We start from the raw sequence: 24,706 nt of genomic DNA on the forward strand, positions 1-24,706 counted from the left end.
GTTACGAAACATATCGCCCGTAGGTGACATGCTAGGCTTTGAGGGTCCGTCTTGTACGAATAGCACTCTGGCAAAAACAACAAGGATCAGCATGGAGCCGACTACTTCCCCCAAATCCGCACTCACCAGCCCGCCGCCGCCATCGCCTGAAGCCAAGCGGCGCAGGCGCATCATCGGCACCGTGATCGCGGTGCTGGCCATGGTCGCCCTGGGCCTGCTGGCGTGGCGGCTGACCCACCAGCCGGCAGGCGGCGCTGCGGGCGGTCCGCCGGGCGCGGCTGGCGCCGGCGCGCGGGGAGGCCCCGGTGCGGGAGGCCCCGGAGGTGGACGGCGCGGCGCACCCGCCACCACGGTCGGCGTGGCGACGGCCGAGCAGACCGACATCCCCGTGCACATCGACGCCCTCGGCACCGTGGTGGCCGCGGCGACGGCCACCGTGCGTCCGCAAGTCTCGGGCGTGCTGCAGAAGATCCAGTTCACGGAGGGCCAGCTGGTCAAGGCCGGCCAGGTGCTGGCGGTGATCGACCCGCGTCCTTTCGAGATGGCGCTGCTGCAGGCGCGCGGCCAGCGCCAGCGCGACGAGGCCCAGCTGGAAAGCGCGCGCCTGACGCTCACCCGTTACCGCACCCTGCTCGAGCAGGATTCGATCGCACGCCAGGAAGTCGACACGCAGGCGGCCCTGGTCAAGCAGCTGGAAGGCACCGTCATGACCGACCGCGCCTCGGAAGGCGTGGCCCAGCTGAACCTGGGCTACACCCAGGTCAAGGCGCCGATCTCGGGGCGCCTCGGCCTGCGCACCGTCGACATCGGCAACCTGGTGGGGAGCAGCGACGCCAATGGCGTGGCGGTGATCACCCAGCTGTCTCCGATCGACGTCGAGTTCACCGTGCCGCAGGACCAGGTGCCGGCGCTGCAGGGGCGTATCGCGCAGGGCGCCAAGCTCCCGGCCACGGCCCTGGACCGCACCCGCACCGACACCCTGGCGAGCGGCAGCTTCATCGCGCTGGACAACCAGGTCGACGTCCAGACCGGCACCGTGCGCGCCAAGGCCCGCTTCACCAACACCGACAACAAGCTGTTCCCGAGCCAGTTCGTGAACCTGCGCCTGCAGCTGGACACGATCGAGGATGCCGTGGTCGTGCCGGTCACCGCCCTGCGCCACGGCGCCAACGGCGACTTCGTCTACGTGCTCAATGCAAAGGAGAAGACCGTGTCGCAGCGCGCGGTGACGCGCGGCCAGGCGACCGTGGACAAGGTGCAGATCCTGACCGGCCTGAAGGTCGGCGAACAGGTGATCACGGAAGGCGCGGACCGCCTGCGCGATGGCGCCAAGGTGACCTTGCCGGGTGATCGTCCGCAGGGCGCACGCGGTGGACAGCAAGGGCAGGGCGAGCGCCGTCGCCAGCAGGGAGCGCAGCAATGATGCTGGCGAACTTGAGCTCCGGCCTGCGCCGGAACGACGACGGTTTTGGGGACTGGTGATGAGTCCATCTGCGCCGTTCATCAAACGCCCGGTCGCCACGGCCCTGCTGATGCTGGCCATCGTCCTGGCCGGCCTGGTCGGCTACCGCTTCCTGCCGCTGTCCGCGCTGCCGCAGGTGGACTTCCCGACCATCCAGGTGCAGACCCTGTACCCGGGCGCGAGCCCCGAGGTGATGGCGCGCACCGTCACCGCGCCGCTGGAGCGCCAGTTCGGCCAGATGTCGGGCCTGACGCGCATGAGTTCCACCAGCGCGGCCGGCGTCTCGGTCGTCACGCTGCAGTTCGGTCTCGGCCAGACGCTGGACGTGGCCGAGCAGGAGGTGCAGGCCGCGATCAATGCCGGCGGCTCGCTGCTGCCGACCGACCTGCCGGCGCCGCCGGTCTACGCCAAGGTCAATCCGGCCGACGCGCCGGTGCTGACCCTGGCGATCACCTCCGATTCCTTGCCACTGACCGAGGTCCAGAACCTGGTCAACACGCGCCTGGCCCTGAAGATCAGCCAGGTCTCGGGCGTGGGCCTGGTCACGCTCTCGGGCGGCCAGCGGCCGGCCGTGCGCATCCAGGCCGACACCGAGGCCCTGGCCTCCTATGGCCTGGGCCTGGACACCCTGCGCACCGCGATCACGGCGGCCAATGCCAACAGCGCCAAGGGCAACTTCGACGGCCCCACGCGTTCCTATGCGATCAATGCCAACGACCAGCTGGTCACCGTCCCCGACTACAAGAACCTGATCGTCGCCTACCGCAACGGCGCCCCGGTGCGCCTGGAAGAGGTGGCCAAGGTGGTCGACAGCGCCGAGAACGTGCGCATCGGCGCCTGGGCCAACCTCAAGCCCGCCATCATCCTCAATGTGCAGCGCCAGCCGGGCGCCAACGTGATCGCCACGGTGGACGCCATCAAGGAACGCCTGCCCGAGCTTCAGGCGGGGCTGCCGGCCTCGGTGCGCATGGACATCCTGAGCGACCGCACCGCCGGCATCCGCGCCTCGGTCGAGCACGTGCAGATGGAACTGATCCTGGCCGTGGTGCTGGTGGTGCTAGTGATCTTCGCCTTCCTGCACAGCCTGCGCGCCACCGTGATCGCCAGCCTGGCCGTGCCGATCTCCCTGATCGGCACCTTCGGCATCATGTACCTGATGGGGTACAGCCTGAACAACCTGTCCCTGATGGCGCTGACGATCGCGACCGGCTTCGTGGTGGATGATGCCATCGTCATGATCGAGAACATCGCACGCTACATCGAAGAGGGCGAAAAACCGATGGCGGCCGCGATCAAGGGAGCGACCCAGATCGGCTTCACCATCATTTCGCTGACCGTCTCCCTGATCGCGGTCCTGATCCCGCTGCTCTTCATGGGTGACGTGGTGGGGCGCCTGTTCCGGGAATTCGCGGTGACGCTCGCCGTGACCATCCTGATCTCGGCGGTGGTGTCCCTGACCCTGGTGCCGATGATGTCGGCGCGCTGGCTCAAGAGCCATGAAGAAGAGCGCCCGGGCCGCTTCGCGCAGAAAACCCAGGCCTTCCTCGACCGCGTGATCCAGAAATACGACGTCGCGCTGGGCTGGGTGCTGGCGCGCCAGGGCCTGACCCTCCTGGTCGCGCTGGCCACCCTGGTGCTGACCGCGCTGTTGTGGATGGTCATCCCGAAAGGCCTGTTCCCGACCCAGGATACCGGCCAGCTGCAAGGCCGCCTGCAGGCGCGCCAGTCGATCTCCTATGCCGGGATGGCCAAGCTCCAGCAGGCGGCCATCGCCGAAGTCCTGAAAGACCCGGCGGTCGAATCGGTCAGCTCCTATGTGGGCGTGGACGCGGCCAACAACACCATGCTGCACACCGGGACCATGCTGATCAACGTGAAGCGCGAGGAGCGCGGCGACCAGGAAGGCATCATGGCGCGCCTGCGCAACCGGGTGGCCAATGTCGCCGGCGTGACGCTCTACCTGCAGCCGACCCAGGACCTCACCATCGACGCCGAAAGCGGCCCGACCCAGTACCGCCTGTCGATCGAGGGCGCCGACAGCGCCACCGTCAACGAGTGGGCGAGGAAGCTGGTGGCCCGGATGGCGACGAAGAAGGAGCTGCGCAACGTCACCACCGACGCCGGCGCGGTCGGCGCGGCCGCCTACATCGACATCGACCGCGACACCGCCTCGCGCCTGTCGATCACGGCCGCCTCGATCGACGACGCCCTGTACAGCGCGTTTGGCCAGCGCATCGTCTCGACCATCTTCACCGAAACGAACCAGTACCGCGTGATCCTGGAAGCCCAGCAGGACGAGGCGATGTCTTTGGCAGCCTTGTCGCGCCTGCAGCTGCGCACCGGTTCCGGCCAGCCGACGCCCTTGTCGGCCGTGGCGACCATCCGCGAAGCCGAGGCCCCGCTGCAGATCACCCACGTGGCCCAGTACCCGGCGGCCACGGTCGGCTTCGACACCGCAGAGGGGGTGTCGCTGGGCACGGCGGTGGACGCCATCCGCGAGGCGGGCGAGGAGATCAAGATGCCGGGGTCGGTCTCGATGACCTTCCTGGGCGCGTCCGGCGCCTACCAGGCCTCGCTGTCGAACCAGCTCTGGCTGATCCTGGCGGCGGTGGTCTGCGTCTACATCGTGCTGGGCGTGCTGTACGAAAGCTATGTGCACCCGCTGACCATCCTGTCCACCTTGCCCTCGGCGGGCGTGGGCGCGCTGCTGGCCCTGTGGGTGACGGGGCAGGGGCTGGGCGTGATCGGGATCATCGGCATCATCCTCCTGATCGGCATCGTCAAGAAGAACGCCATCATGATGATCGACTTCGCGATCGAGGCCGAGCGCGACGAAGGAAAATCGCCGCTGGACGCCATCCGCCAGGCCGCATTGCTGCGCTTCCGCCCGATCCTGATGACGACCCTGGCCGCCCTGTTCGCCGCCGTGCCGCTGATGCTGGGCTGGGGCGAGGGCGCCGAGCTGCGCCGGCCGCTGGGCCTGGCCATCTTCGGCGGCCTGATCGTCAGCCAGCTGCTGACCCTGTTCACCACGCCGGTGATCTACCTGGCCTTCGACCGCCTGGCGCGCCGCCGGACGGGCAAAGCGCCGAACAAGCCGAAAGAGGTCGGCGCATGAACCTGTCGCGGCCCTTCGTCGAGCGCCCGATCGCGACCGTCCTCTTGACGATCGGGATCGCGCTGGCCGGCATCGCGGCCTTCTTCGTGCTGCCGGTCTCGCCGCTGCCCCAGGTCGACTACCCGACCATCTCGGTGTCGGCGTCGCTGCCGGGGGCGAGCCCCGAGACCATGGCCTCCAGCGTGGCCACCCCGCTCGAGCGCAGGCTGGGCGTGATCGCCGGCGTCAACGAGATGACCTCGAGCAGCAGCAACGGCTCGACCCGCGTCAGCCTGCAGTTCGACCTGAACCGCAAGATCGACTCGGCCGCACGCGAGGTGCAGGCCGCGATCAACGCCGCCCGCGCCGACCTGCCGGCGACGCTGCGCAGCAACCCGACCTACCGCAAGGCCAACCCGTCCGACGCGCCGGTCATCATCCTGGCGCTGACCTCCAAGACCCGTTCGCCCGGCCAGATCTACGAATCCGTTTCCAACCTCGTGCAGCAGCGCCTGGCCCAGGTCAAGGGCGTGGGCGAGGTCGAGATCGGCGGCGGCTCGCTGCCGGCGGTGCGGGTCGAGCTGCTGCCCTATGCGCTGAACAAATACGGCGTCTCGAGCGAAGACGTGCGCGCCGCCATCCAGTCGACCAATGCCAACCGTCCCAAGGGCGCGATCGAGGGCGCGGGCAACCGTTTCCAGATCTATTCCCAGCCGGCCGGCAGCAAGGGCGGTCGCACCGCGGCCGAGTACCGTGACCTGGTGGTCGCCTGGCGCGATGGCGCCGCGATCCGCCTGCAGGACGTGGCGGAAGTCATCGACGGCGTCGAGAACATCAATACCCTCGGCCTGTTCAACGGCCAGCCGGCCGTCATCGTACTGGTGACGCGCCAGCCGGACGCCAACGTCATCGAGACGGTGGACGGCGTGCGCGCGCTGCTGCCCTCGCTGCAGGCGCAGCTGCCGGGCGACGTGACCCTGCAGGTGGCCTCGGACCGCACCAACTCGATCCGCGCCTCATTACATGAGATCGAATTCACCCTTGTGCTTTCGATCGTCCTCGTGGTGCTGGTCGTGAGCGTCTTCCTGCGCAGCATACGGGCGACCGTGGTGCCGGCCGTGGCCACCGTCGTGTCGCTGCTGGGCACCTTCGGCGTCATGTACCTGCTGGGCTTCAGCCTGAACAACCTGTCGCTGATGGCGATCACGGTGGCGACCGGTTTCGTGGTCGACGACGCGATCGTGGTGCTGGAGAACACCGCGCGCCATATCGAGTCCGGCATGGACCGCATGAAGGCGGCCCTGCTGGGCGCGCGCGAAGTGGGCTTCACGGTCCTGTCCATCTCGCTGTCGCTGGTGGCGGTGTTCATTCCGCTGCTGTTCATGGGCGGGCAGGTGGGCCGCCTGTTCCGCGAGTTCGCGGTGACCTTGTCGGCCGCCGTGATGATCTCGCTGGTGATTTCGCTGACCACCACGCCGATGATGTGCGCCTGGCTGCTGCGCAAGGAAGACAAGGAAAAGAAGCAGGGCAGGCTGGCGCGCTGGTCCGAGAAGGGCTTCGGCGGCGTGCTGCGCAGCTACGAACACGCGCTCGACTGGGCGCTGGACAGCAAACTCCTCGTGATGATCATCCTGGCGTTCGTGGTGGGGCTGAACGTCTATCTGTTCTCGGCCGCGCCGAAGGGCTTCTTCCCCCAGCAGGACACGGGACAGATCAACGGCGGCATCCGGGCCGACCAGAGCATCTCCTTCCAGGCCATGCAGGGCAAGCTGCGCCAGCTGGTCAACATCATCCGCAAGGACCCGGCGGTCGACACGGTGGTCGCCTTCACGGGGGGCGGGCGCGCGGGCGGCGGCTTCATGTTCATGAACCTGAAGCCGATCGACGAGCGCAAGGAAGGCGAGTCGGGCCAGGCCGTGATCGCCCGCCTGCGTCCCCAGCTGGCGAAGGTGACCGGCGTCTCGATCTTCCTGAACCCGGTGCAGGACCTGCGCATGGGCGGGCGTTCGAGCAATTCCACTTACCAATACACGCTCAAGAGCGACAATGCCGGCGACCTGAAACAGTGGGCCACGCGCCTGGCCGAGGCGATGAAGCGCCAGCCCGCCCTGGTCGACGTCGACACCGACCAGGCCGAGAACGGCGTCGAGACTTTCGTCACCATCGACAAGGAAACGGCATCGCGCCTGGGGATCACCACGCGCGAGGTCGACAACGCCCTGTACAACAACTTCGGCCAGCGCCAGGTCGCCAACATCTACGATGAGCTGAACCAGTACCACGTGATCATGGGCGTGGCCCAGCGCTATGCCCAGTCGCCGGAAGCGCTGCGCGACGTCTACGTGCCGGCGCGCGGCACCGGCACGGCCACCTCGACGGCAGGCGCCGGCGCCTCGTCCACCGGCACGTCTTCCACCTCCGGCAACCTGACCGCCGCACGCGACCCGTCCAGCGGATCGGCCTTGTCGACCAGCGCCACGCGCATGGTGCCGCTGATGGCGATCGCCAGCTTCGCCGAGAGCTCGACGCCGACCTCGGTCAACCACCAGGACGGGGAGCTCGCGACCACGGTGTCCTTCAACCTGGCCGACGGCTACAACCTGGAGGACGGCCAGGATGCGGTGAAGGCGGCCGAGGCCGAGATCGCCATGCCGGCCAACGTGCGCGGCAGCTTCCAGGGCACGGCGCGCGCGGCGGAGGAATCGAGCAAGGAACAGCCTTTCCTGATCGCCGCCGCCATCATCGTCATCTACATCGTGCTCGGCATCCTGTATGAAAGCCTGATCCACCCGGTGACGGTGCTGTCCACCTTGCCCTCGGCCGGCGTGGGCGCGGTGCTGGCCCTATTGATGTTCAAGATGGAGTTCTCGATCATCGCGCTGATCGGCGTCTTCCTCCTGATCGGCATCGTCAAGAAGAACGCCATCCTGATCATCGACTTCGCCCTGGAAGCGGAGCGGGCGAGGGGCCTGAGCGCCACGGAGGCTGTGCGCGAGGCCTGCATCCTGCGCTTCCGCCCGATCCTGATGACGACCCTGGCGGCGGCGCTCGGCGCGCTGCCGCTGGCGATCGGCTTCGGCGAAGGTTCGGAGCTGCGCCGGCCGCTGGGCATCGCCATCATCGGCGGCCTGGTCGCCAGCCAGCTCCTGACCCTGCTCACCACGCCGGTCGTCTACGTCCTGCTCGACAAGCTGAGAACAAGGAAGCCCGACGAACACGAGCTGACCCGGCACGCCGACGTACCAGACCCGATCCCTGCAAAATAATGAAGACTATGCGACTCCATTCCATCGCTCTGCTCGTCACCGCCACCCTGTCCGGCTGCGCCGTGGGGCCCGCCTACGAGCGGCCCGCGACGCCCGAACCGGCCGCCTTCAAGGAAGCGCAGGGCTGGGTGCCGGCGGCGCCCGCCGACGCCCTCGACCGCGGACCGTGGTGGCAGCTGTTCAACGACCCGGTTCTTAACGAACTGGCCGCCAGCGTCGAGGTCTCGAACCAGAACGTGGCGGCGGCCGTTGCCGCCTATGCCCAGGCGCGCGCCATCGTCGCGCAGGAGCGCGCTGCGCTGTTCCCGTCCGTGTCGCTGGGCCTGAGCGCCGACCGCTCGGGCGTGCGCAACGGGGGCGCCAGCACGGCCTACCGCCTGAACCTGGGCGGCGACTGGGAGCCGGACGTGTGGGGCAGGCTGCGTGCGGGCGTCACCAGCGCTCAAGCCAGCGCGGAAGCGACCGCCGCCGACCTTGCCAGCGCGCGCCTGTCGGCCCAGGGCGAGGTGGCGGCCAACTACTTCACGATCCGCGCGCTCGACGCCCAGCGCACCCTGCTCGAGAGCAGCATCGCCGGCTACGAGCGCGAGCTGCGCATCACCGAAAACCGCTACAACGTCGGCATCGTGGCCCGCACCGACGTGCTCCAGGCCCAGACCCAGCTGGCGAATGCGCGCAACGACGCCTTGACCCTGCAGCGCCAGCGCGCGCAGTTCGAGCATGCGATCGCGGTCCTGGTCGGCAAGGCGCCGAGCGAGTTCACCCTCGCTCCGGCCGCGGCATGGCAGGTACACGTGCCCGCGATCCCGGTCGGTGTGCCGGCGACCCTGCTGCAGCGCCGCCCCGACATCGCCGCCGCCGAACGCGACGTGGCGGCCGCCAACGCGGAGATCGGCATCGCGCGCTCGGCCTACTTCCCGAACATCGGCCTGAGCGCTTCGCTCGGCAGCGGGGGCGCGCGCTTCTCCGACCTGTTCTCGGCCTCGAACGCGGCCTGGTCCCTCGGCCTGTCGGCAGCGCAGTCGATCTTCAATGCCGGCGCCACCCGCGCCGGCGTGGCCGGGGCCGAGGCACGCCACCAGGCGGCAGTCGCACGCTACCGCCAGACGGTGCTGAACGCCTTCGCCGACGTGGAAGACCAGCTCACCGCCGTGCGCGTACTGGAACAGCAGCAGGAGCTGCGCCGCGTCGCGTCCGAAGCGGCCGACAAGGTCGAGCAGCAGATCCTGAACCGCTACCGCGCGGGACAGGTGAGTTACTCGGAGGTGGTGCAGGCCCAGAACACGGCGCTCAATGCGCGCCGCTCGCTGGTGCAGGTGCAGGCGGACCGGCAGGGCGCGGCCGTGAGCCTGATCCAGGCGCTCGGAGGCGGGTGGCGCGTGGGCCAGGACCCGATGTAATCAGCTTGTCATTACGCCGAAAAACGACCGCATGCAGACGTAACAAAGTTATACTCCGGGCTGCATTTTTTTCACCTGGGGTCACATGTTCAAATCGTTCCTGCCCGTCGCTCTGATGGGCGTCTCGGCCTTGGCCGGCGCCGACGAAGGCCAGTGGCAGCCGCACCAGCTGCCGCAACTGAAATCCGAACTCAAGCGCATCGGCATCACCATCCCGGCCGAGAAGCTGGCCGACCTGGCCAAGCATCCGATGAGCGCCATCGTCTCGCTGGGCGGCTGTTCCGCTTCCTTCGTCTCGCCTGACGGCCTGGTCGTCACCAACCACCACTGCGCCTACGGCGCCATCCAGCGCAATTCGACCCCCGAGAAGAATTACATCGTCAATGGCTTCCTGGCCAAGACCCGCGCCGAGGAGCTGCCGGGCGGCCCGAACACCCTGGTCTACGTGACCGAGAAGGTCGAGAACGTGACCGACCGCGTGCTCAAGGGCCTGTCGCCGTCGATGTCGGGCCGCGAGCGCCATGAGCTGGTCGAATCGCGCATCAAGTCCCTGATCGCCGAATGCGAAACCGACAAGTCGACCCGCTGCTCGGTGCCGGCCTTCCACCGCGGCCTCGAGTACTACCGCATCAAGCAGCTGATGATCCGCGACGTGCGTCTGGTGTACGCGCCGTCCGACCGCATCGGCAACTTCGGCGGCGACATCGACAACTACGAGTGGCCGCGCCAGACCGGCGACTACTCCTTCCTGCGCGCCTACGTCGGCCCGGACGGCCGACCGGCCGACCCGTCGCCGAACAACGTGCCCTACAAATCGAAGGACTTCCTGGTCGTTTCCGCCGAAGGCCTGAAGAACGGCGATCCGATCCTGCTGGCCGGCTACCCGGGCCGCACCAGCCGCTACAAGCTGCCGACCGAGATCCGCTTCGCGCGCGACGTCGAACTGCCGGGCCGCGCCGCCAGCATCACGGCCGACCTGTCGGTGATCTCGGCCGCCACCATGGGCAACGCCGCCTGGGACGTGCGCTACGCGAGCGTGGCCAAGAGCCTGAACAACGTGCTGAAGAAGACGCAAGGCCTGATCGACGGCTTCGCGCGCAAGGACATCGCCGCGATCAAGGACGTGCAGGATGCCGGGTTCCGCGCCTGGCACAAGCAGAAGGGTAACGGGGCGAAGAACCTGCTGTCCGAGCTGGACGGCGTGATCGCCCAGGACATGGCGCAGTCGCGCCAGGAAGGCGCCTGGCTCGAAGCCACCCACAGCGACCTGCTGAGAAGCGCACGCACCCTGTACCGCCTGGCGCTGGAACGCCAGAAGCCGGACGCCCAGCGCGAGGCCGGCTACCAGGAGCGCGACCTGTCCTTCATCAAGGCGCGCCTGACCCGCCTCGAGCAATCCTTCGTGCCCCAGGTCGACGAGGCCCGCTACGGCGCGGCCCTGGCGCGCTATGCCCGCATCGACGCGAAACTGCGTCCGCAGGGGCTGGACGCGCTGCTGCCGGCGCCCACCGCGCTGAACGCCATGTACAAGGCGACCGACCTGGACGACACGGCCAAGCGCCTGGCCTGGATCGGCAAGGATCCGGAGGCCTTCCGCAAATCCAGCGATCCTTTCATCCAGCTGGCCGTGCGCCTGCATGACACGGGCCTCGGCCTGGAGAACCGCCGCAACGAGATCGACGGCAACCTGGAACGCGTGATCCCGCAATACATGGCTGCCGTCATCGCCTGGAAGAAGTCGCAGGGCAAGCCGGTCTACCCGGACGCCAACTCGACCCTGCGCGTGACCTACGGCACCGTGTCGCCGTACGCGCCGCGCGACGGCCTGGTCAAGGGCCCGTTCACGACGGTCGAAGGCATTGTCGAGAAGGCGACGAACAAGGATCCGTTCATCGTGCCGGCGGCGCTGCTGGACGCCATCAAGGCCAAGCGCTATGGCGTGTTCAAGGATCCGGTGCTGAACACCGTCCCGGTGAATTTCCTGTCGAGCGCCGACACCACCGGCGGCAACTCGGGTTCGGCCGTGATGAACAAGCGCGGGGAACTGGTGGGCCTGAACTTCGACTCGACCTACGAGTCGATCACCAAGGACTGGTACTTCGACAGCGAGATCACACGCGCCATCCACGTCGACATCCGCTACATGCTGTGGCTGATGAAGGAAGTCGACCATGCCGACAACCTGCTGAAGGAAATGACGATCAAGTACCCGAAGAAGTAAGCCGGGGGATCACAAGAGAAGGCCGCCGCGTGGAGCGATCCCGCGGCGGCTTTTTTACGGGACGTCCGGGAAGCGGATTTCGAAGCGCGTTTCGCCCTGGCCGGTCGACGCGAGCGAGTATGTCAAGCGGTGACGGGTCAGGACTTCGCGCACGAACATCAGGCCGATGCCCTGGCCCCCCTGCTTGGTACTGAAGAAGGGCGTGAACAGCCGGCGCGGCGCCACGGCGCCGAGCAGGTCGGCGGAATCGATCACGGCCAGCACTGCTTCTGCTCCATGCCTTTCCAGCGACAATTCGACATGGCCGCCGGTCGCTCCTTTTTCCACCACCGCTTCGATCGCATTCTTGACGATGTTGAGCAAGGCGCCTTCCATCAGGCCGGCGTCCAGCGGCAGGGCCGGGGTCTCGTCGCAGCGGCGCCAGCCGAGCCGGATGCCACTCCTTGCGCATTGCTCCCGGTTGAGCCACAGGATGTCGTCGACCATGGCCTTGAGGCTGGCCGGGCGCAGTTCCGGCGCCGGCATCTTGACTACGCGCGTGAAGCGCTCGATGAATTCGCCCAGGCTGACGTTGCGGCGCTTGACTGCCTCGATCGCGGTCGTGAAATCGGCGGCGTCAGATTCGCCCAGCTGGCTGCGGTAGAACAGCAGGGAGTCGAGCACCGAGCGGGTGGCGGCGACGGTGTTGTTGACCTCGTGCGCCAGCACCCGCACCAGCTTCGCGTAAGTGGCCCGTTCCGAATCTTCCAGTTCGGCCGTCAGTTCCTCGATCATGAGGAAGTGGCGGGCAAAGCCGCGATCGAAGAAGTGCCCGCGCTGGGCGCGGTAGCGCCGACCCTCGGTATCGGTGAGCAAGCCGGTGTCGCCCGCGGGCAGGGCGTCGAGCTGGGCGACCAGGTCGCGGCTGCGTGCCCGGGCGCGTGCATCGAGGCCCGGGGCATAGTGGGCCGCGCCATCCACCCATGCCTTCAGCGGCTTGCCTTGCGCGTCGTGCAGCCCGAGGAGCGAGACGGCGCTGGCGTTGACCAGGCTGACCGCGCCATCGAAATCGAAGACCAGCACGGCGCTCGGCGTCGCCTCCAGCAGGCGGTCGAGGAAGCCCTGCTGCTCGCCGGCGGCCAGGCGCTCGCGGTGCAGGGCGGCGAGCATGGTGTTGAACAGGGTGACCAGCTCGTCGAGCTCGCGCGAGGCCGGCGCCGCCAGCTGGTTCGCGTAGTTCTGGTCCTGCAGCAGGTCGTGGAAGCGGCGCGTGTAGCCGAGCGGTTCGAGGGCCTGGCGCAGCAGGGCGAAGCCCAACGCAAGGCTGAGCAGCAGCAGCGTCTCGAGGCCGACGAAGAGCAGCGGCTGGTCCTTCAGGAGCAGGGCGGCCGCCGCGAACAGCAGCAGGTGCAGGAGCACCAGGTAGCCGCCCAGGCGGTGGCGCAGGCTCATTCGCTTGCGCCGCCGGGTTCGGCCAGGCCGTGGCGCTCCAGGCGCCGGTACAGGGCGGTGCGCGACAGGCCCAGGGCCCTGGCCACGCGGGTGATGTTGCCGCCATGCTGGTCGAGGGCCTGTTCGATCATGCGCCGTTCGACCTGTTCCAGCGTCATGCCGTCCACGCCCAGGCGCTGGGAGGACGGGCCGACGCCATCGTCGAGACGCCCGGCGGCGGCGAAGTCGGCCTGGCCCAGTTGGGAGGAGCCTGACAGGAGCAGGGTGCGTTCCATGGTCTGGCGCAGCTGGCGGATATTCCCGGGCCAGGACTGGGCGCTGAGCCAGTCCAGGGCGCCGTTGGTGAGCGTGACCTCACCCAGGCCGTAGCTCTCCGCCACCGTGGCCGCGATGTGGCGCGCCAGCATCGGGATGTCGCTGCGCCGCTCGCGCAGCGCCGGCAGGCGGATCGTGATCAGGTTCAGGCGGTAGAACAGGTCTTCGCGGAAGTCGCCGCTCGCCACCAGTTCGGCCAGCTCGCGGTTGGTGGCCGAGACCACGCGGATGTCGGCCTGCTCGCTGCGGCTGGCGCCGACCGGCTGGTAGCGCTGGTCCTGTAGCACGCGCAGGAGCTTGACCTGGTCGCCACGATTGAGTTCGCCGATCTCGTCGAGGAACAGGGTGCCGCCGTCGGCGCAGGCGACGTGGCCCTTGCGATCGCTGCGCGCATCCGTGAAGGCGCCGCGCACGTGGCCGAACATCTCGCTTTCGAACAGGGTCGGCTGAATCGCCCCCATATTGATCTTGACGATGGCCTTGCTTGCTCTCGGGCTGTTGCGGTGGATGGCGTCGGCCACCAGCTCCTTGCCGGTGCCGCTTTCGCCGAGGATCAGCACCGGCGCGCGGGTGCGCGCGACCTGGCCGATGGTGGCCAGGACCCGCAGCAACTTCGGATGTTCGCCGACGATGCCGCCGAAATCGAACTGCGCATCCAGCGCCTTGCGGCCCGGCCCCTCCGCATCCGGACCCTTGAGTTGCAGGGTCGCCGCGACCAGGTCCATCAGCTGGGCGTTGTCCCAGGGCTTGGTGAAGAAGTTGGCGGCGCCGGCCTTGATGCCGGCAACGGCCAGGGCGATCGAGCCCCACGCCGTCATCAGGAGCACCGGCAGGGCAGGGTGGCGCTGGCGGATCTGTTCCAGCAGCGCCAGGCCTTCGGCGCCGCTGGTCTGCAGGGAGAAATTCATGTCCTGCAGGACCAGGTCGAAAGGCCGGCTTGCCAGGAGCGCGAGGGCCGCCGCCGGCCCGTCGCAGCAGTGCGCATCGAAGCCGGACTGCTTGAGCAGCAGGGCCAGCGAAACCTGGACCGCGCCGTCGTCGTCGACGACCAGGATGCGCGGCGTGCGTGGTGCTTCCATGGTGGATCTCTTTCGTTCTTATTCGTGATGCAGCGCTTCGGTCGGGCTCAGGCGGCTGGCGCGCCAGCCCGGGTAGAGGGCGCACAGCAAGGATAGCAGATAGATCACCGCCATCGACAGGCCTGCTGCCTGGGCGAAGACCGCCCAGTCCAGGTGTTCGCCCAGCACCCGGGTCAGCGGCAGCTGCACCAGCAGGGCCAGGCCCACCACGATGGCCACGGAACTGAGCAGGACCTGCTCGAGCACGATCTGGCGGTAGATCTCGCCGGCGGTGGCGCCGATGGCCCGGCGCAGCCCGATCTCCGGGATGCGCTGGGTCGTGTTCTGCCACAGGGCGCCGAACAGGCCGAAGGCGACCATCACCAGCATGAAGGCGGCGATGATGCCCACCACGACCAGGGGCGCCATATGCTGCTTGAGCATCGAGGCGCGGGCCGCGGACGAGGGCGTGAACTGGTAGCTCCAGTCCTTGCGGATCAGTTTCAGGCGCTCGTTGAGGCGCTTCTCGAATGCGCGTTCGGTGCCGGGAGCCACGCGCAGCAGGATGGTGCGCACGTCCCAGCGGTTCTGGTCGGCGACGAAGCGGGTGAAGGCATGGTTGAGCGGCGCCGCCAGCTCGCCCTTGGCGCGGTAGGCCTCGACCACGCCGACCACGCGGTGCGGCACGTCCTGTTTCCCCTCGCGGTCGAAGAAGAGCTGGCCCAGCGCGCGCTCGCCCGGGAACATCGCCTCGGCCATCCTGCGGTTGATGACGGCCGGCCGATAGCCGCTGCCATTGTCGAGCGCCGAGAACCAGCGTCCCTCGACCAGCTTCAGGCCCAGCACGGCGGCGGCGCGGTCGTCGGCATCGAGCAATTCCGTATTGAAGCCATCGCCTTCGCCGGCCTTGCGCCGCAGGTTGCTGAACATGCTCGCGTTGACATAGGGCTCGAAGGTGACGAAGGCGACATCGCGCACCTCCGGCATCTCCATCAGGCCGCGCCGCAGGGCCTCGTAGCCCTCGGCGCCGATCCGGGTCTTCTCCTCGTCGCCGACGTGCATCCTGACCGCCCACAGGTCGCGGCTCTCGAAGCCGAGCGGCATGTTGTAGAGCTGCCAGTAGCGCAGGCCGAAGGCGGCGACGCCGAAGACGATGGCGAAGGCGATCAGGATCTCGAGGCTCAGCATCAGGTTCCTGGATTTGCGCTTCCAGCTCAGTTTCAGTAAGTGGCGGAACATCATGCGCCTCCTTTCAGGGCGTGGACGGGGTCGAGGCGCGACATCTTCCAGGCGGGCAGCACGCCGGAAACGATGCCGAAGACGGTGGCGATCAGCATGCCCCAGCCGAAGACGGCCAGGTTCAGGTCGACCTCGAGGTAGGGAATCAGGGCGCTGGCTTCCAGCCATTGCAGCGCCAGCACGGTGAGGCCGAGGGCGAGCAGGCCCCCGCAGGCGCACAGCAGGACGTTCTCGACCACCAGCTGCACGGCCAGCTGGCGGCTGGTGGCGCCGAAGGCCTTGCGCACGCCGATCTCGGTGCGGCGTTCCAGGATGCGGCCGGTGTTCAGGTTGACCAGGTTCAGGGCCGGCAGCAGCATGAAGAGCAGCATGCCGGCGGCGATCCCGGCCAGCACGGTGCTGGCGCCGGAATCGGCTTCCTCGCTGCTGCCGACGAGGACGCGGGAAAACAGATCGAGCTTGCTGTCGGCCCAGAACCGGATGGTCTTCCACTGCGCCGGATCGTCATGCACCAGGTTGGCGGCGATCTGCGCCACCTGGCGCTGGATGGCCGGCAGGTCGGCGGCGTCGCGCGCCAGGATCAGGGCGATGAACTGGCCGGTGAGCTGGCCGCGGTAGTCCGTGGACGGGAAAGTGGACACGGGCGCCCAGATGTCGGCATAGGCGTTCAGGTGCATCGCGTCGCCTACCACGCCCACGATCTCGTAGGCCACGCCGCCGACATCGACGCGCTGGCCGATCGCGACCTGCGGCACGCCCGGGAACAGGCGCCGTGCGGTGGAGGCGTTGATGACGGCGATATGGCGCCCGCCGGCATCGTCCGCGCTGGTGGGCAGGCGCCCGGCGAGCAGGCGGAAGTCGAGCACCTTCCAGTAGTCGGCGTCGGCGCGCCGCATCTGCAGCTCGCTGACGGTCTCGCCCTGGTAGACCGAGACTGGCTGCACCATCGTGACCATGGCGACGCGCTCGACGCCCGGCATCGGCTTGAGGTATTTGTCGATCAGCTTGTAGCCGAGCGGCGAGGTGCTGATGCTGTCGCGCTTCGGGCTTTCCATGCGCATCTGGATGATCTGCAGGAAGCGCTCGCTCTTGCCTTCGACGCCTGAAGGGCGGAACGCCGTCTCGAGCAGCGAGACCACCACCATCAGCACCACCAGCGTCAGGACGATGCACAGCAGGTTAATCAGGGTGAACAGCTTGCGGCGCATGAAGACCTTCCACGCCGTCAGGAGATAGTTGCGTAACATGATGTTCTGCTCCTGCGCTTACGCGACCAGCTGGCCGTCGAACACGCGCACGATGCGGCTGGTGCGGCGCGCCTCGCGCTCGTCGTGCGTCACCATCACGACGGTGGTGCCTTCACGGTTCAGCTTGAGCAGGATGTCCATCACTTCCTCGCCCATCTTGCTGTCGAGGTTACCGGTCGGCTCGTCGGCCAGCAGCACCTGGGGCCGGCCGACGATGGCGCGTGCGATCGCCACGCGCTGCTGCTGGCCGCCGGAGAGCTGGTTCGGGTAGTGGTCCATGCGCGCGCCCAGGCCGACTTTTTCCAGCGCCTCGCGCGCCAGGCGGCGCCGTTCGCCCGCCTGCAGACTGCGGTAGAGCAGGGGCAGCTCGACGTTGTCGATCACGCGCAGGTCGGGAATCAGGTGGAAGCTCTGGAAGATGAAGCCGAAGGTCTGGTTGCGCAGGCGCGCCACCTGCTTGTCGCGGTAGCGGGTGAGCGGCACGCCGTCGACTTCGATGCTGCCCTGGCCGGGCCGGTCGAGCAGGCCGATGAGGTTGAGCAGGGTGCTCTTGCCGCAGCCGCTCGGGCCCATCATGGCGAGGAACTCGCCCTTCTGGACGTGCAAATCGACGTCTTTCAACGCCAGGGTCTCCACCTTGTCGGTGCGGTAGGTCTTGCTGACCTTGTTCAGTTTGATCATGACTCCCTCTTGCTCGTTAATTGGTGATGCGGATGGTGTCCAGCCTGGCGAATGCCTTGGTGTCCGAGACGATGAAGCGATCGCCCGGGCGCGCGCCGGCCACGACTTCGACCAGCTTGCCGTCGCTGCTGCCCAGTTGCAGCGTGGTCTTGCGGGCGACGCCGTCCTGCACCGCGAAGACGGCCTGGCGGCCGGCGCCGTTGAATGCGCTGCCGCTGTCGAGCACCAGCGCGCCATTCTTGTGGGCGGTGACGACGCTGACATCGACCCGCATCTTGTTGCGCAGCAGCGGGCTGTCGGGCTTGTCCAGGTCGACCAGCAGCTTGACGGTGCCGTTCTGGATTTCCGGCAGCACGGTGTGCACGCGTCCCTGCAATCGCTCGCCGTTCTGCTCGATCCGCACTTCCTGGCTAGGGGCGAGCAGGCGCGCATGGAAGTCCGAGACGCTTGCCTCGACCCGGTAGTTGTTCAGTTCCGACACGCGCGCCAGCAGCTGGCCGACGGCGACGCTGGCGCCTTCCTCCTGCACCAGCGAAGTGAGCATGCCGGAGAAGGGCGCCGCGACCTTCGCCTGGGCCAGCTTGTTTTCCTGCTGGGCGAGCTGCTTTTTCAGGATCTCCTGCTGCAGGGTGGCGGCCGCGATGCTGGTGGCGGTGCTGCGACGGCTGTCGGCGATCAGTTCGCGCTGCTGGCGCAGCTGGATCTCGGCGCGCTTCACCGCAAGCTCTCCCGCCAGCAGGTTCTCGCCCGAGACCAGGCCGCTCTGGCGCAGCTTCTGGTTGCGTTCGTTCAGCGCGCGGCTCGAGAGCAGGTCGAGTTCGAGCAGCTCGATGGCGCTGGTCAGCTGCTTGTGCTTCTGCTCCAGCTCCAGCTTCGAGGTGGCGATGCGGTTTTCCTGCTGCGCCAGCTGCTCGCGCAGGGTGTCGACGGCCAGCACGATCTCGCGGTCGTCGAGTTCCAGGAGGATGTCGCCGGCCTTGACCAGCTGGCCCGGCTTGGCCCTCACCTTCGCCACGCGGCTGGCCACCGGACTGGCGACGACTTCCTCGTGGACCGGGATGACGACGCCGGCGGCGTTGATGGTATTGGCGACGTCGCCGCGGCGCACGGTCGAGACGACGATGTCGCCGGCGGAGACGCTGGGGCGCAGCAGGCGGTTGAGCTGCCAGCAGGCCAGCACGGCGCAGGCGAGCAGCAGGAGGGCGCCGCCCACGCGGATGCGGCGGCGGCGGTGAATCAGGGCAGGGTCAAGTGCGCGGTCCATGGTGCTTGTGATAATGGTCTTGCGCCTTCTATTGCAAGCACCGTGCCAGCCGCGCGTCCCTCTGGGACCGGCGCTTTCCGGCGCCAGGAATGCACGCAAGCGGGCAAGGGTGTCCGGATCCGGACGGTCCGGCTTGCGGATTCCCCCGCCAGCTTCCATAATCCACTGTTGACCTGACGACCTCACCTTCCTTCACCCGATCCGCTGCCCATGAACGAACAGCTGGCCTTCCTGGGCTTCTTCACCACGCCGCTGGAACTGATCTCCTTCCTGCTGGCGGTCACCACCGTCGCCCTGAACATCCGCCAGAAACACTGGGCCTGGCTGTTCTCGATCGCGTCCTCGGCGACCTACGCCGCGGTCTTCTTCGAGGCCAAGCTGTACGGCGACATGGGACTGCAGTTCGTCTTCATCGCCGCTTCGATCTGGGGCTGGTACCAGTGGCTGCACGGGGCCGGCGAACAGCAGCTGGTGGTCACGCGCCTCAAGCGCGCGGGCTGGCTGTGGGGAATCGCCGGCTGGGTGCTCGGTTTTCTCCTGCTGTCTTCCTTCCTCGACCACCTCACCGATACCGACGTGCCGCATGCGGACGGCTTCCTGACTGCCGGCAGCCTGCTGGGCCAGCTCCTGCTGGGCCGCAAGAAGGTCGAGAACTGGCTGGTCTGGATCGCGGTTGACGTGCTCTACGTCGGCCTCTACGTCTACAAGGGCCTGATGCTGACGGCGCTGCTGTATGCCGTGTTCGTCGGCCTGGCCTGGACCGGCTGGCGCGCCTGGTCGAACATCGCGCGGAGGGATGTGTGAGCCGGCCCGTGCAAAGAATCGCGATCCTCGGGGCCGAATCGTCGGGCAAATCGACGCTGGCCGAGGCGCTGGCGACGCGCTATGGCACCCTCTGGGTGCCGGAGTACCTGCGCGAGTTCGTCGATACGCGCGGCCGCGTGCCGTTCGAGAGCGACCAGTATCCGATCGCCCGCACCCAGGTGGAGCGGGAAGACGAGGCGGCGCTGCGTGCGAACGGCCTCCTGTTCTGCGACACCACGCCCCTGATGACGGCCCTCTACAGCCGCCAGTACTGGGGCCGGGTCGACCCCCAGCTGGCGCGCCTGGACGCGCGCCACGACTACGCCCTGACCCTGGTGACGGCGCCGGACAGCCCCTGGGAGCCGGACGGCCTGCAGCGCGAGTCGGAAGAGGTGCGCCAGAAGGTGCACCGGATGCTGCTGGACACCCTGGCGGCGCGCGCCATCCCCTATGTGTTGCTCGAAGGAGACCTGGCGCAGCGCCTGCGGCGGGTCGAGACGCTGCTCGGCCCCGCCGCCTGACCCTTTACGCTTTCTTCAGCGAGGCCGCCAGGTCCAGCCATTCCCGTGGCTGCGGCTTGCCCGGCTGGCGCACGCCGAAGAAGGTCACCACCAGCTTGCCGTCGGTGTCGAAGAACTCCACCGAGGTCACGCCGGCGCGGCGCACCACGTAGCCACTGCGCAGGGCGTCGTCGTTCAGGTGCAGGTTGAAGTCCGGGTCGAGCACATTGAGCCAGCCTTCGGCATCCGCCACCTTCCTGATCTTGCCGCTGTAGATCTGGGTCACACCCGCGTTGCCGACAAAAGCCATGATGGCGACCCCGTTCTTCGCCGCGCCCTGGAGCAGGCCGCGCACGGCGCTGGGGTCGAGCTTCTGCACCATGCCGCCGGGGGCCAGGCGCAGCGCCTGTTCGCGCGTGAGTCCGAACTCGGACACGATGCGGTTGAACTGGTGGACGTCGCTCATGTCACGCCAGGCCTGCTGGAATTCCTTGACGTCGATCGCGCTGTCCGGCTTCTCGGGCGGCGCCAGGCTGGCCGGCGCGAGGTCCAGCCTGGCGTCCTGGCGCGGATGGCGGAAGTCGGCCACCAGCTTCTCGAACACCGGCACGCCGGCATCGCTCTTCACGTACAGCTTGTGGACCGCGGTGCCGCCGGCGTCGAAGAACTGCAGGCTGCGGCTCACCGCGCCGTCGCGCATCGGCTGGCTGACGGCGAAGACGTATTTCCACTGGGGGAACTGGAAGCGCAGGTCGATCGGGCCGCCCAGGTAGCCGCCGGCGATGTTGAGCATGCGCGCCTCGCGTTCCGGGTCGGCCTGCGCATCCGCCGCGTCCTGCCCGGGCTTCAGGCGCATCGCGGTGCCGGTGACTTCGATGACGCAGTTGTCGTTGCGCGTCAGGGCCATCACGGTCCCCAGGTCGAGGGCGCGGCGCATGATCTCGCGCGGGCCGTGATTCGCCTCGTTCAGGCGCACCACGGTGCTGCCGATGCCGGTTGCGAGCAGTTCCGCTTCGGACACGCCCAGCTGGCGGGCGGCGTCGCGGATGCGCAGGTGCGGCTTCTCGGCGCGCAGTGTATTCCAGCGTTCCAGCAGGGTGGCGGCGTGGGCGCTGCCGATGGTAGCGATGGCGATGGTGGCTGCGATAAAAATGCGGCGGGTGGTCTTCATGGGTTCTCCTTGTTGTTGGATGATTAGTAGCTGATCTTCAGGCTGAGGGCGGCGTAGCGGCCGGGACGCGCCTGGCGCTCGATGTCGGCGAGGGCGGCGGCGCTCGTTCCCGCGGGCAGGCCGCGCGACGAGGCGTAGTCCCAGTACTTGCGGTCGGCCAGGTTGTAGATGCCGGCGGTCAGCGCCGCGCGGCGGTTGATGTTCCAGTAGGCGGTCAGGTCCAGCACGGTGCTCGAGGGAACAGCAAAGCGCGCCGTCGTCACGCCCGAGATCACGTCGGGCTCCGCCTGCTTGGCCGCCACGTACACGGCGGCGAGGGAGGCGCCGCCGCGCCCGAGTGGGTCGTCCCAGGCCGCGATGAAGCTGCTCTTGCGCGGCAGCGTCGAGGCCAGCGGCCCTTCCTTGCCGCTCGCGGTGTTGTGCGCCTTGCTGCGCTGGACGCCGCTGGCAAGTAGCAGGCGTGCGCCGCGCAAGGCATTGTTCCAGGCGCCCAGCTCGGCTTCCAGCGTTGCTTCACCGCCCCAGATGCGGGCGTCGCCGACGTTCTCGGGCCGGTACAGGCCGAAGGTGATGGTCGGGTAGTTGACCGGGTCGGCGGGCTGCGCCGCGTACTCGATGAAGTTCCTGTAGCGGGTCTGGAACAGGGCCGCGTGCAGCTTGAGGCCGCGCGCCGCATGCCCTTTCAGGCCGATCTCGAAGGCGTTGCTGGTCTCGCGTGCGAGGTCCGGGTTGCCGAGCACCGCGTAGCCGTTGCCGGCGCCGCTGTAGCTGAAGGAATCGTAGGTGCCGGTGCGCTCGGCGCTCGTGGGCAGGCGGGTGCCGCGGCTGTACTGCGCGTAGGCCAGCATGTCGCGGTTCAGCTGCGCGTTGAGGGTCAGGCTCGGCGTGGCGTAGCTGTCCGTTTCCTTGCCCAGCTCGCGCGCCGCGTTCGGGATCGACACCGCATAGCCGGCGGTGCTGTCGGGCTTCATCTCGCGCCAGGTGGCGCGCAGGCCCGGGACCGCGCTGAAGGTGTTCGACAGGCGCAGGACGCCGCGCACGAAGGCGCCGGCCTTGAGCGTGTCCATGTCGGCCATGCGGTTCTTCACCGTGACCTGGCGGGCGCCGGTGGCGACGATGGTGCGGTTCTCGACCCATGGACGGCGCGTCTCGGTATGCTCGATGCTGAATCCATAGTCGAGCGAATGCGCGCCGATCGACTTGCCCGCATTGCTGGCGAAGCCCACGCTGCGGGTCTGGTAGCTGGTGGCGATGTCGCGCAGCGTCGGCTGGCCACCGGTGACGTAGCGCGCATGGGTCAGGTCCGCGATCTCGGCGTCCTGGAAGTAGAGGCGGCTTTCCAGGCGCGAGAACCAGGGCGTGCCGCCGGTGTAGGCGTGGTCGATGCTGGCGCGGTCGCGGCGGGTTGTCGAATGCTGGCGCGCGCCGTCCGGATAGGAGGCGCCCTGCTTGTTGTCGTAGGCGCGCTCGTGGCGTGCGCGGAAGCCGTCCAGCGTGGCGGTGAAGTCGTGGCCGGCCCGGGGCGACCAGGCCAGCTTGGCCAGCAGGGCGTCGGAATCCCAGTCGTCCGGGTTCACGGGCGCGCTGCCCTGGCTGTCCATCTGGCTGCCCTCGCGGTGCACCGCGATTGCCAGCGCGCGTAGCACGCCGTGCTGGGCCGCGCCGGTGAGCGCATGCATGCGCATGTCGTTCGAGCGGTCGAGACCGAACTTGTATTCGGCGTAGCGCGGTCGCTGCGCGCTCACGTAGTCGTCCGGAGACTTGGTGACGAAGGAGACCGCACCGCCCAGGCCCTGGGCGCCGGGGCCGGCCGTGCTGGTGCCGGAGGCGATGCTGACGCTGCGGAAGGTCTCGGGGTCGAAGTAGTCGCGGCCGACGCCGAAGCTGTTGACGGTCGAGGCATCGGGCTTCGGCGCGGCGTCGGGCAGTTCGATGCCGTCCAGGTCCAGGCTCACCCGGTTGCCTTCCACGCCGCGGACATTGAAGCCGGTGTTGCCGGCGCCGTCCCAGATATTGCCGCTGCCGCTGGCTGCCCCCGGCACGCTGACGAGCGGCGCATAGCGGGCCATGTTCTGCATGTCGTTGGCGCCCTGGCGGCGCAGTGCCTCGGCGTCGAGCAGGGTAGCGCTGCCGGACTGGTCGACGCGCTGGCCGGTCACGACGACGGTGCCGGGACTGGTGGCGGTGGGCGCCGTCTCGAGAGGGGAAGCGTCGCTGGTCGCGGCGCGGGCCGGGGCAATGCAGGCAAGGGCGATGAGGGCGGGTAGAAGCCGCAAGCTGGGAAGGGATGCTGCCATGGGTGGTCTTTCGTTTGTTGTTGTCGTCACGCCGCCGTCGAGGGCGGCCCAGCTTCCGTAATGAGAATCATTCGCATGGAAGTGCGAGGTATACCAAATGATAATCATTCGCATTTGCAAACAAAATGTGCCACCTGTTTGCGACGCTCCGTGGGGGATGCAACTAGAGACTTTTTTTAGATGTCAATCGTTGCCTTCTGGTATTAAAATACCTGTCTGTACTGGCATCGATAGGCGGTGTACTGTGAAAAAATGGATCGGCCGCTTGTTAGGCGGCGACAAGGAGACGGAAGTCGCCACCGGCGCCGGAACGGCCGTGGCGATGGACGAAGAAGCGCTGGCGGCCGAAGTCGATGCCGCCTACTACCGCTACCTGACCGCCTCGAGTGGCCGCAATATCGCCCGGGAGCTGGAGGAGCAGGTGCTGGCGGAAGTGCGGGCCCTGGCGGGAGATCCGCAGGGGGCGTCGGTGCTGGTGCCGCGCGTTCCCGAGCTGGTGGGCCAGCTGCTCGGCGCGCTGTCGGACGAGAATATTTCCACGGCCGCGCTGTCGGCCGAGGTGGGACGCGACCTGGTGCTGGTCGCCGAAGTGATCCGTGAGGCCAACAGCGCCTACTACCGTCCGGCCAAGCCGATCGAGACGCTCGAGGGCGCGGTCACGATGCTCGGCCTGAACGGCCTGCGCATGCTGCTGGCGAAAATCGCGATGCGTCCGCTGATCCGTACCAAGACGCAGGGCGTGGCGCGCCAGTTGGCGCCCACGGTCTGGAAGCATTCCGAGCGCTGCGCCTTTGCCGCGAGCGTGATGGCGCCCGGCCTGTCCGCGGGCGTGTTTGAATCCTACCTGGCCGGCCTGATGCAGAACGTGGGCCTGCAGGTGGCTTTCCAGGTGGCCGACCGCATCTGCGAAGGCAAGGTGCCGGGTTCAGGGACCTTCGGCGTCGAGCTGTTCGCGGCCAGCCGCCTGCTGTCCTCGGTGATCGCCGCGCACTGGGACTTCCCGGTGGAGGTGGTCGATGCAATCGCCCGCATGGGCGATCCCGATGCCTCGCACCTGGCCCAGGCCCTGGCCCAGGGCGACCGTATCGCCAAGCTGCGCCTGCTGCTCGATGCGGAAGTGATCGAAGAAGACGACAGCTTCGTCACCACCGGACTGAACGGCTTCCAGCGGCGCTGCCTGGGCAAGCTGGCCGACCTGGGCGATTGATTCCGGGACCGCGGCTATGCGGTCTTCGTAGGGTGGTCGGGTCCCC

General features: G+C 68.0%; 16 protein-coding genes. 8 read left to right on the plus strand and 8 right to left on the minus strand.

Annotation, left to right across the window (positions count from 1 at the left end):
• Positions 1 to 91 precede the first annotated feature (91 nt).
• The 5 genes from NX780_RS20170 (at position 92) to NX780_RS20190 (ending at position 11,446) form a co-directional block, all read left to right on the plus strand.
• Positions 92 to 1,423 carry an efflux RND transporter periplasmic adaptor subunit gene (locus NX780_RS20170; protein ID WP_258829671.1) on the plus strand — a complete coding sequence of 444 codons (1,332 nt, stop codon included), beginning with the start codon at positions 92 to 94 and terminating at the stop codon, positions 1,421 to 1,423.
• A gap of 58 nt (positions 1,424 to 1,481) precedes the next feature.
• Positions 1,482 to 4,580: an efflux RND transporter permease subunit gene (locus NX780_RS20175; RefSeq protein ID WP_258829672.1), complete on the plus strand. Its 3,099-nt coding sequence runs from the start codon at positions 1,482 to 1,484 to the stop codon at positions 4,578 to 4,580.
• On the plus strand, positions 4,577 to 7,825 hold the full coding sequence (locus NX780_RS20180) for an efflux RND transporter permease subunit (RefSeq protein WP_258829673.1): 3,249 nt from the start codon (positions 4,577 to 4,579) through the stop codon (positions 7,823 to 7,825). Before NX780_RS20175 ends, NX780_RS20180 begins: the two co-directional genes overlap by 4 nt.
• Positions 7,825 to 9,225 (plus strand): efflux transporter outer membrane subunit, encoded by a 1,401-nt coding sequence (locus NX780_RS20185; RefSeq protein ID WP_370663631.1) that lies wholly within the window; start codon positions 7,825 to 7,827, stop codon positions 9,223 to 9,225. Before NX780_RS20180 ends, NX780_RS20185 begins: the two co-directional genes overlap by 1 nt.
• 85 nt (positions 9,226 to 9,310) lie before the next feature.
• Entirely contained in the window at positions 9,311 to 11,446 is a 2,136-nt protein-coding gene (locus tag NX780_RS20190; RefSeq protein WP_258829675.1) for a S46 family peptidase, read from the plus strand.
• A 54-nt stretch (positions 11,447 to 11,500) separates the two neighbouring features.
• Here the strand turns inward: NX780_RS20190 and NX780_RS20195 are convergent, their stop codons facing one another.
• Genes NX780_RS20195 through NX780_RS20220 form a run of 6 tightly spaced genes read right to left on the minus strand, consistent with a single transcriptional unit; the run spans position 11,501 to position 18,681 of the window.
• Positions 11,501 to 12,877 carry a sensor histidine kinase gene (locus tag NX780_RS20195; RefSeq protein ID WP_258829676.1) on the minus strand — a complete coding sequence of 459 codons (1,377 nt, stop codon included), beginning with the start codon at positions 12,875 to 12,877 and terminating at the stop codon, positions 11,501 to 11,503.
• Positions 12,874 to 14,271, minus strand: a complete 1,398-nt coding sequence (locus tag NX780_RS20200; RefSeq protein WP_258829677.1) for a sigma-54-dependent transcriptional regulator — start codon at positions 14,269 to 14,271, stop codon at positions 12,874 to 12,876. The genes NX780_RS20195 and NX780_RS20200 overlap by 4 nt, the downstream gene beginning before the upstream one ends.
• An 18-nt stretch (positions 14,272 to 14,289) precedes the next feature.
• A complete protein-coding gene (locus tag NX780_RS20205) occupies positions 14,290 to 15,492 on the minus strand; it encodes an ABC transporter permease (protein ID WP_258829678.1) in 1,203 nt (400 codons plus the stop codon).
• On the minus strand, positions 15,489 to 16,736 hold the full coding sequence (locus NX780_RS20210; protein WP_258829679.1) for an ABC transporter permease: 1,248 nt from the start codon (positions 16,734 to 16,736) through the stop codon (positions 15,489 to 15,491). Before NX780_RS20210 ends, NX780_RS20205 begins: the two co-directional genes overlap by 4 nt.
• Positions 16,737 to 16,754: 18 nt before the next feature.
• Entirely contained in the window at positions 16,755 to 17,417 is a 663-nt protein-coding gene (locus tag NX780_RS20215) for an ABC transporter ATP-binding protein (RefSeq protein ID WP_258829680.1), read from the minus strand.
• A 16-nt stretch (positions 17,418 to 17,433) separates the two neighbouring features.
• Positions 17,434 to 18,681 (minus strand): efflux RND transporter periplasmic adaptor subunit, encoded by a 1,248-nt coding sequence (locus NX780_RS20220; RefSeq protein WP_258829681.1) that lies wholly within the window; start codon positions 18,679 to 18,681, stop codon positions 17,434 to 17,436.
• A 210-nt stretch (positions 18,682 to 18,891) separates the two neighbouring features.
• Here NX780_RS20220 and pnuC point away from each other — a divergent pair, with 210 nt between their 5' ends.
• A complete protein-coding gene (gene pnuC / locus NX780_RS20225) occupies positions 18,892 to 19,485 on the plus strand; it encodes a nicotinamide riboside transporter PnuC (RefSeq protein ID WP_258829682.1) in 594 nt (197 codons plus the stop codon).
• Positions 19,486 to 19,502: 17 nt separating this feature from the next.
• The gene (locus NX780_RS20230; protein WP_258829732.1) at positions 19,503 to 20,006 is read left to right on the plus strand and encodes an AAA family ATPase; all 504 of its coding nucleotides are present in this window, start codon (positions 19,503 to 19,505) and stop codon (positions 20,004 to 20,006) included.
• A gap of 4 nt (positions 20,007 to 20,010) precedes the next feature.
• Here the strand turns inward: NX780_RS20230 and NX780_RS20235 are convergent, their stop codons facing one another.
• Together NX780_RS20235 and NX780_RS20240 are read right to left on the minus strand one after the other, a co-directional pair.
• Complete coding sequence (locus NX780_RS20235; RefSeq protein WP_258829683.1) at positions 20,011 to 21,156, minus strand: hemin-degrading factor; 1,146 nt, start codon at positions 21,154 to 21,156, stop codon at positions 20,011 to 20,013.
• A gap of 23 nt (positions 21,157 to 21,179) precedes the next feature.
• Positions 21,180 to 23,453: a TonB-dependent receptor domain-containing protein gene (locus NX780_RS20240; RefSeq protein ID WP_258829684.1), complete on the minus strand. Its 2,274-nt coding sequence runs from the start codon at positions 23,451 to 23,453 to the stop codon at positions 21,180 to 21,182.
• Positions 23,454 to 23,697: 244 nt separating this feature from the next.
• On the opposite strand from NX780_RS20240, the gene NX780_RS20245 reads away from it, so the two are divergent.
• The gene (locus tag NX780_RS20245) at positions 23,698 to 24,660 is read left to right on the plus strand and encodes an HDOD domain-containing protein (protein WP_258829685.1); all 963 of its coding nucleotides are present in this window, start codon (positions 23,698 to 23,700) and stop codon (positions 24,658 to 24,660) included.
• The last annotated feature ends 46 nt before the right edge of the window (positions 24,661 to 24,706 follow it).

The sequence above is a fragment of the Massilia agri genome, from assembly GCF_024753255.1.
In the GTDB taxonomy this organism is placed as follows: Bacteria; Pseudomonadota; Gammaproteobacteria; order Burkholderiales; family Burkholderiaceae_D; genus Telluria; species Telluria agri.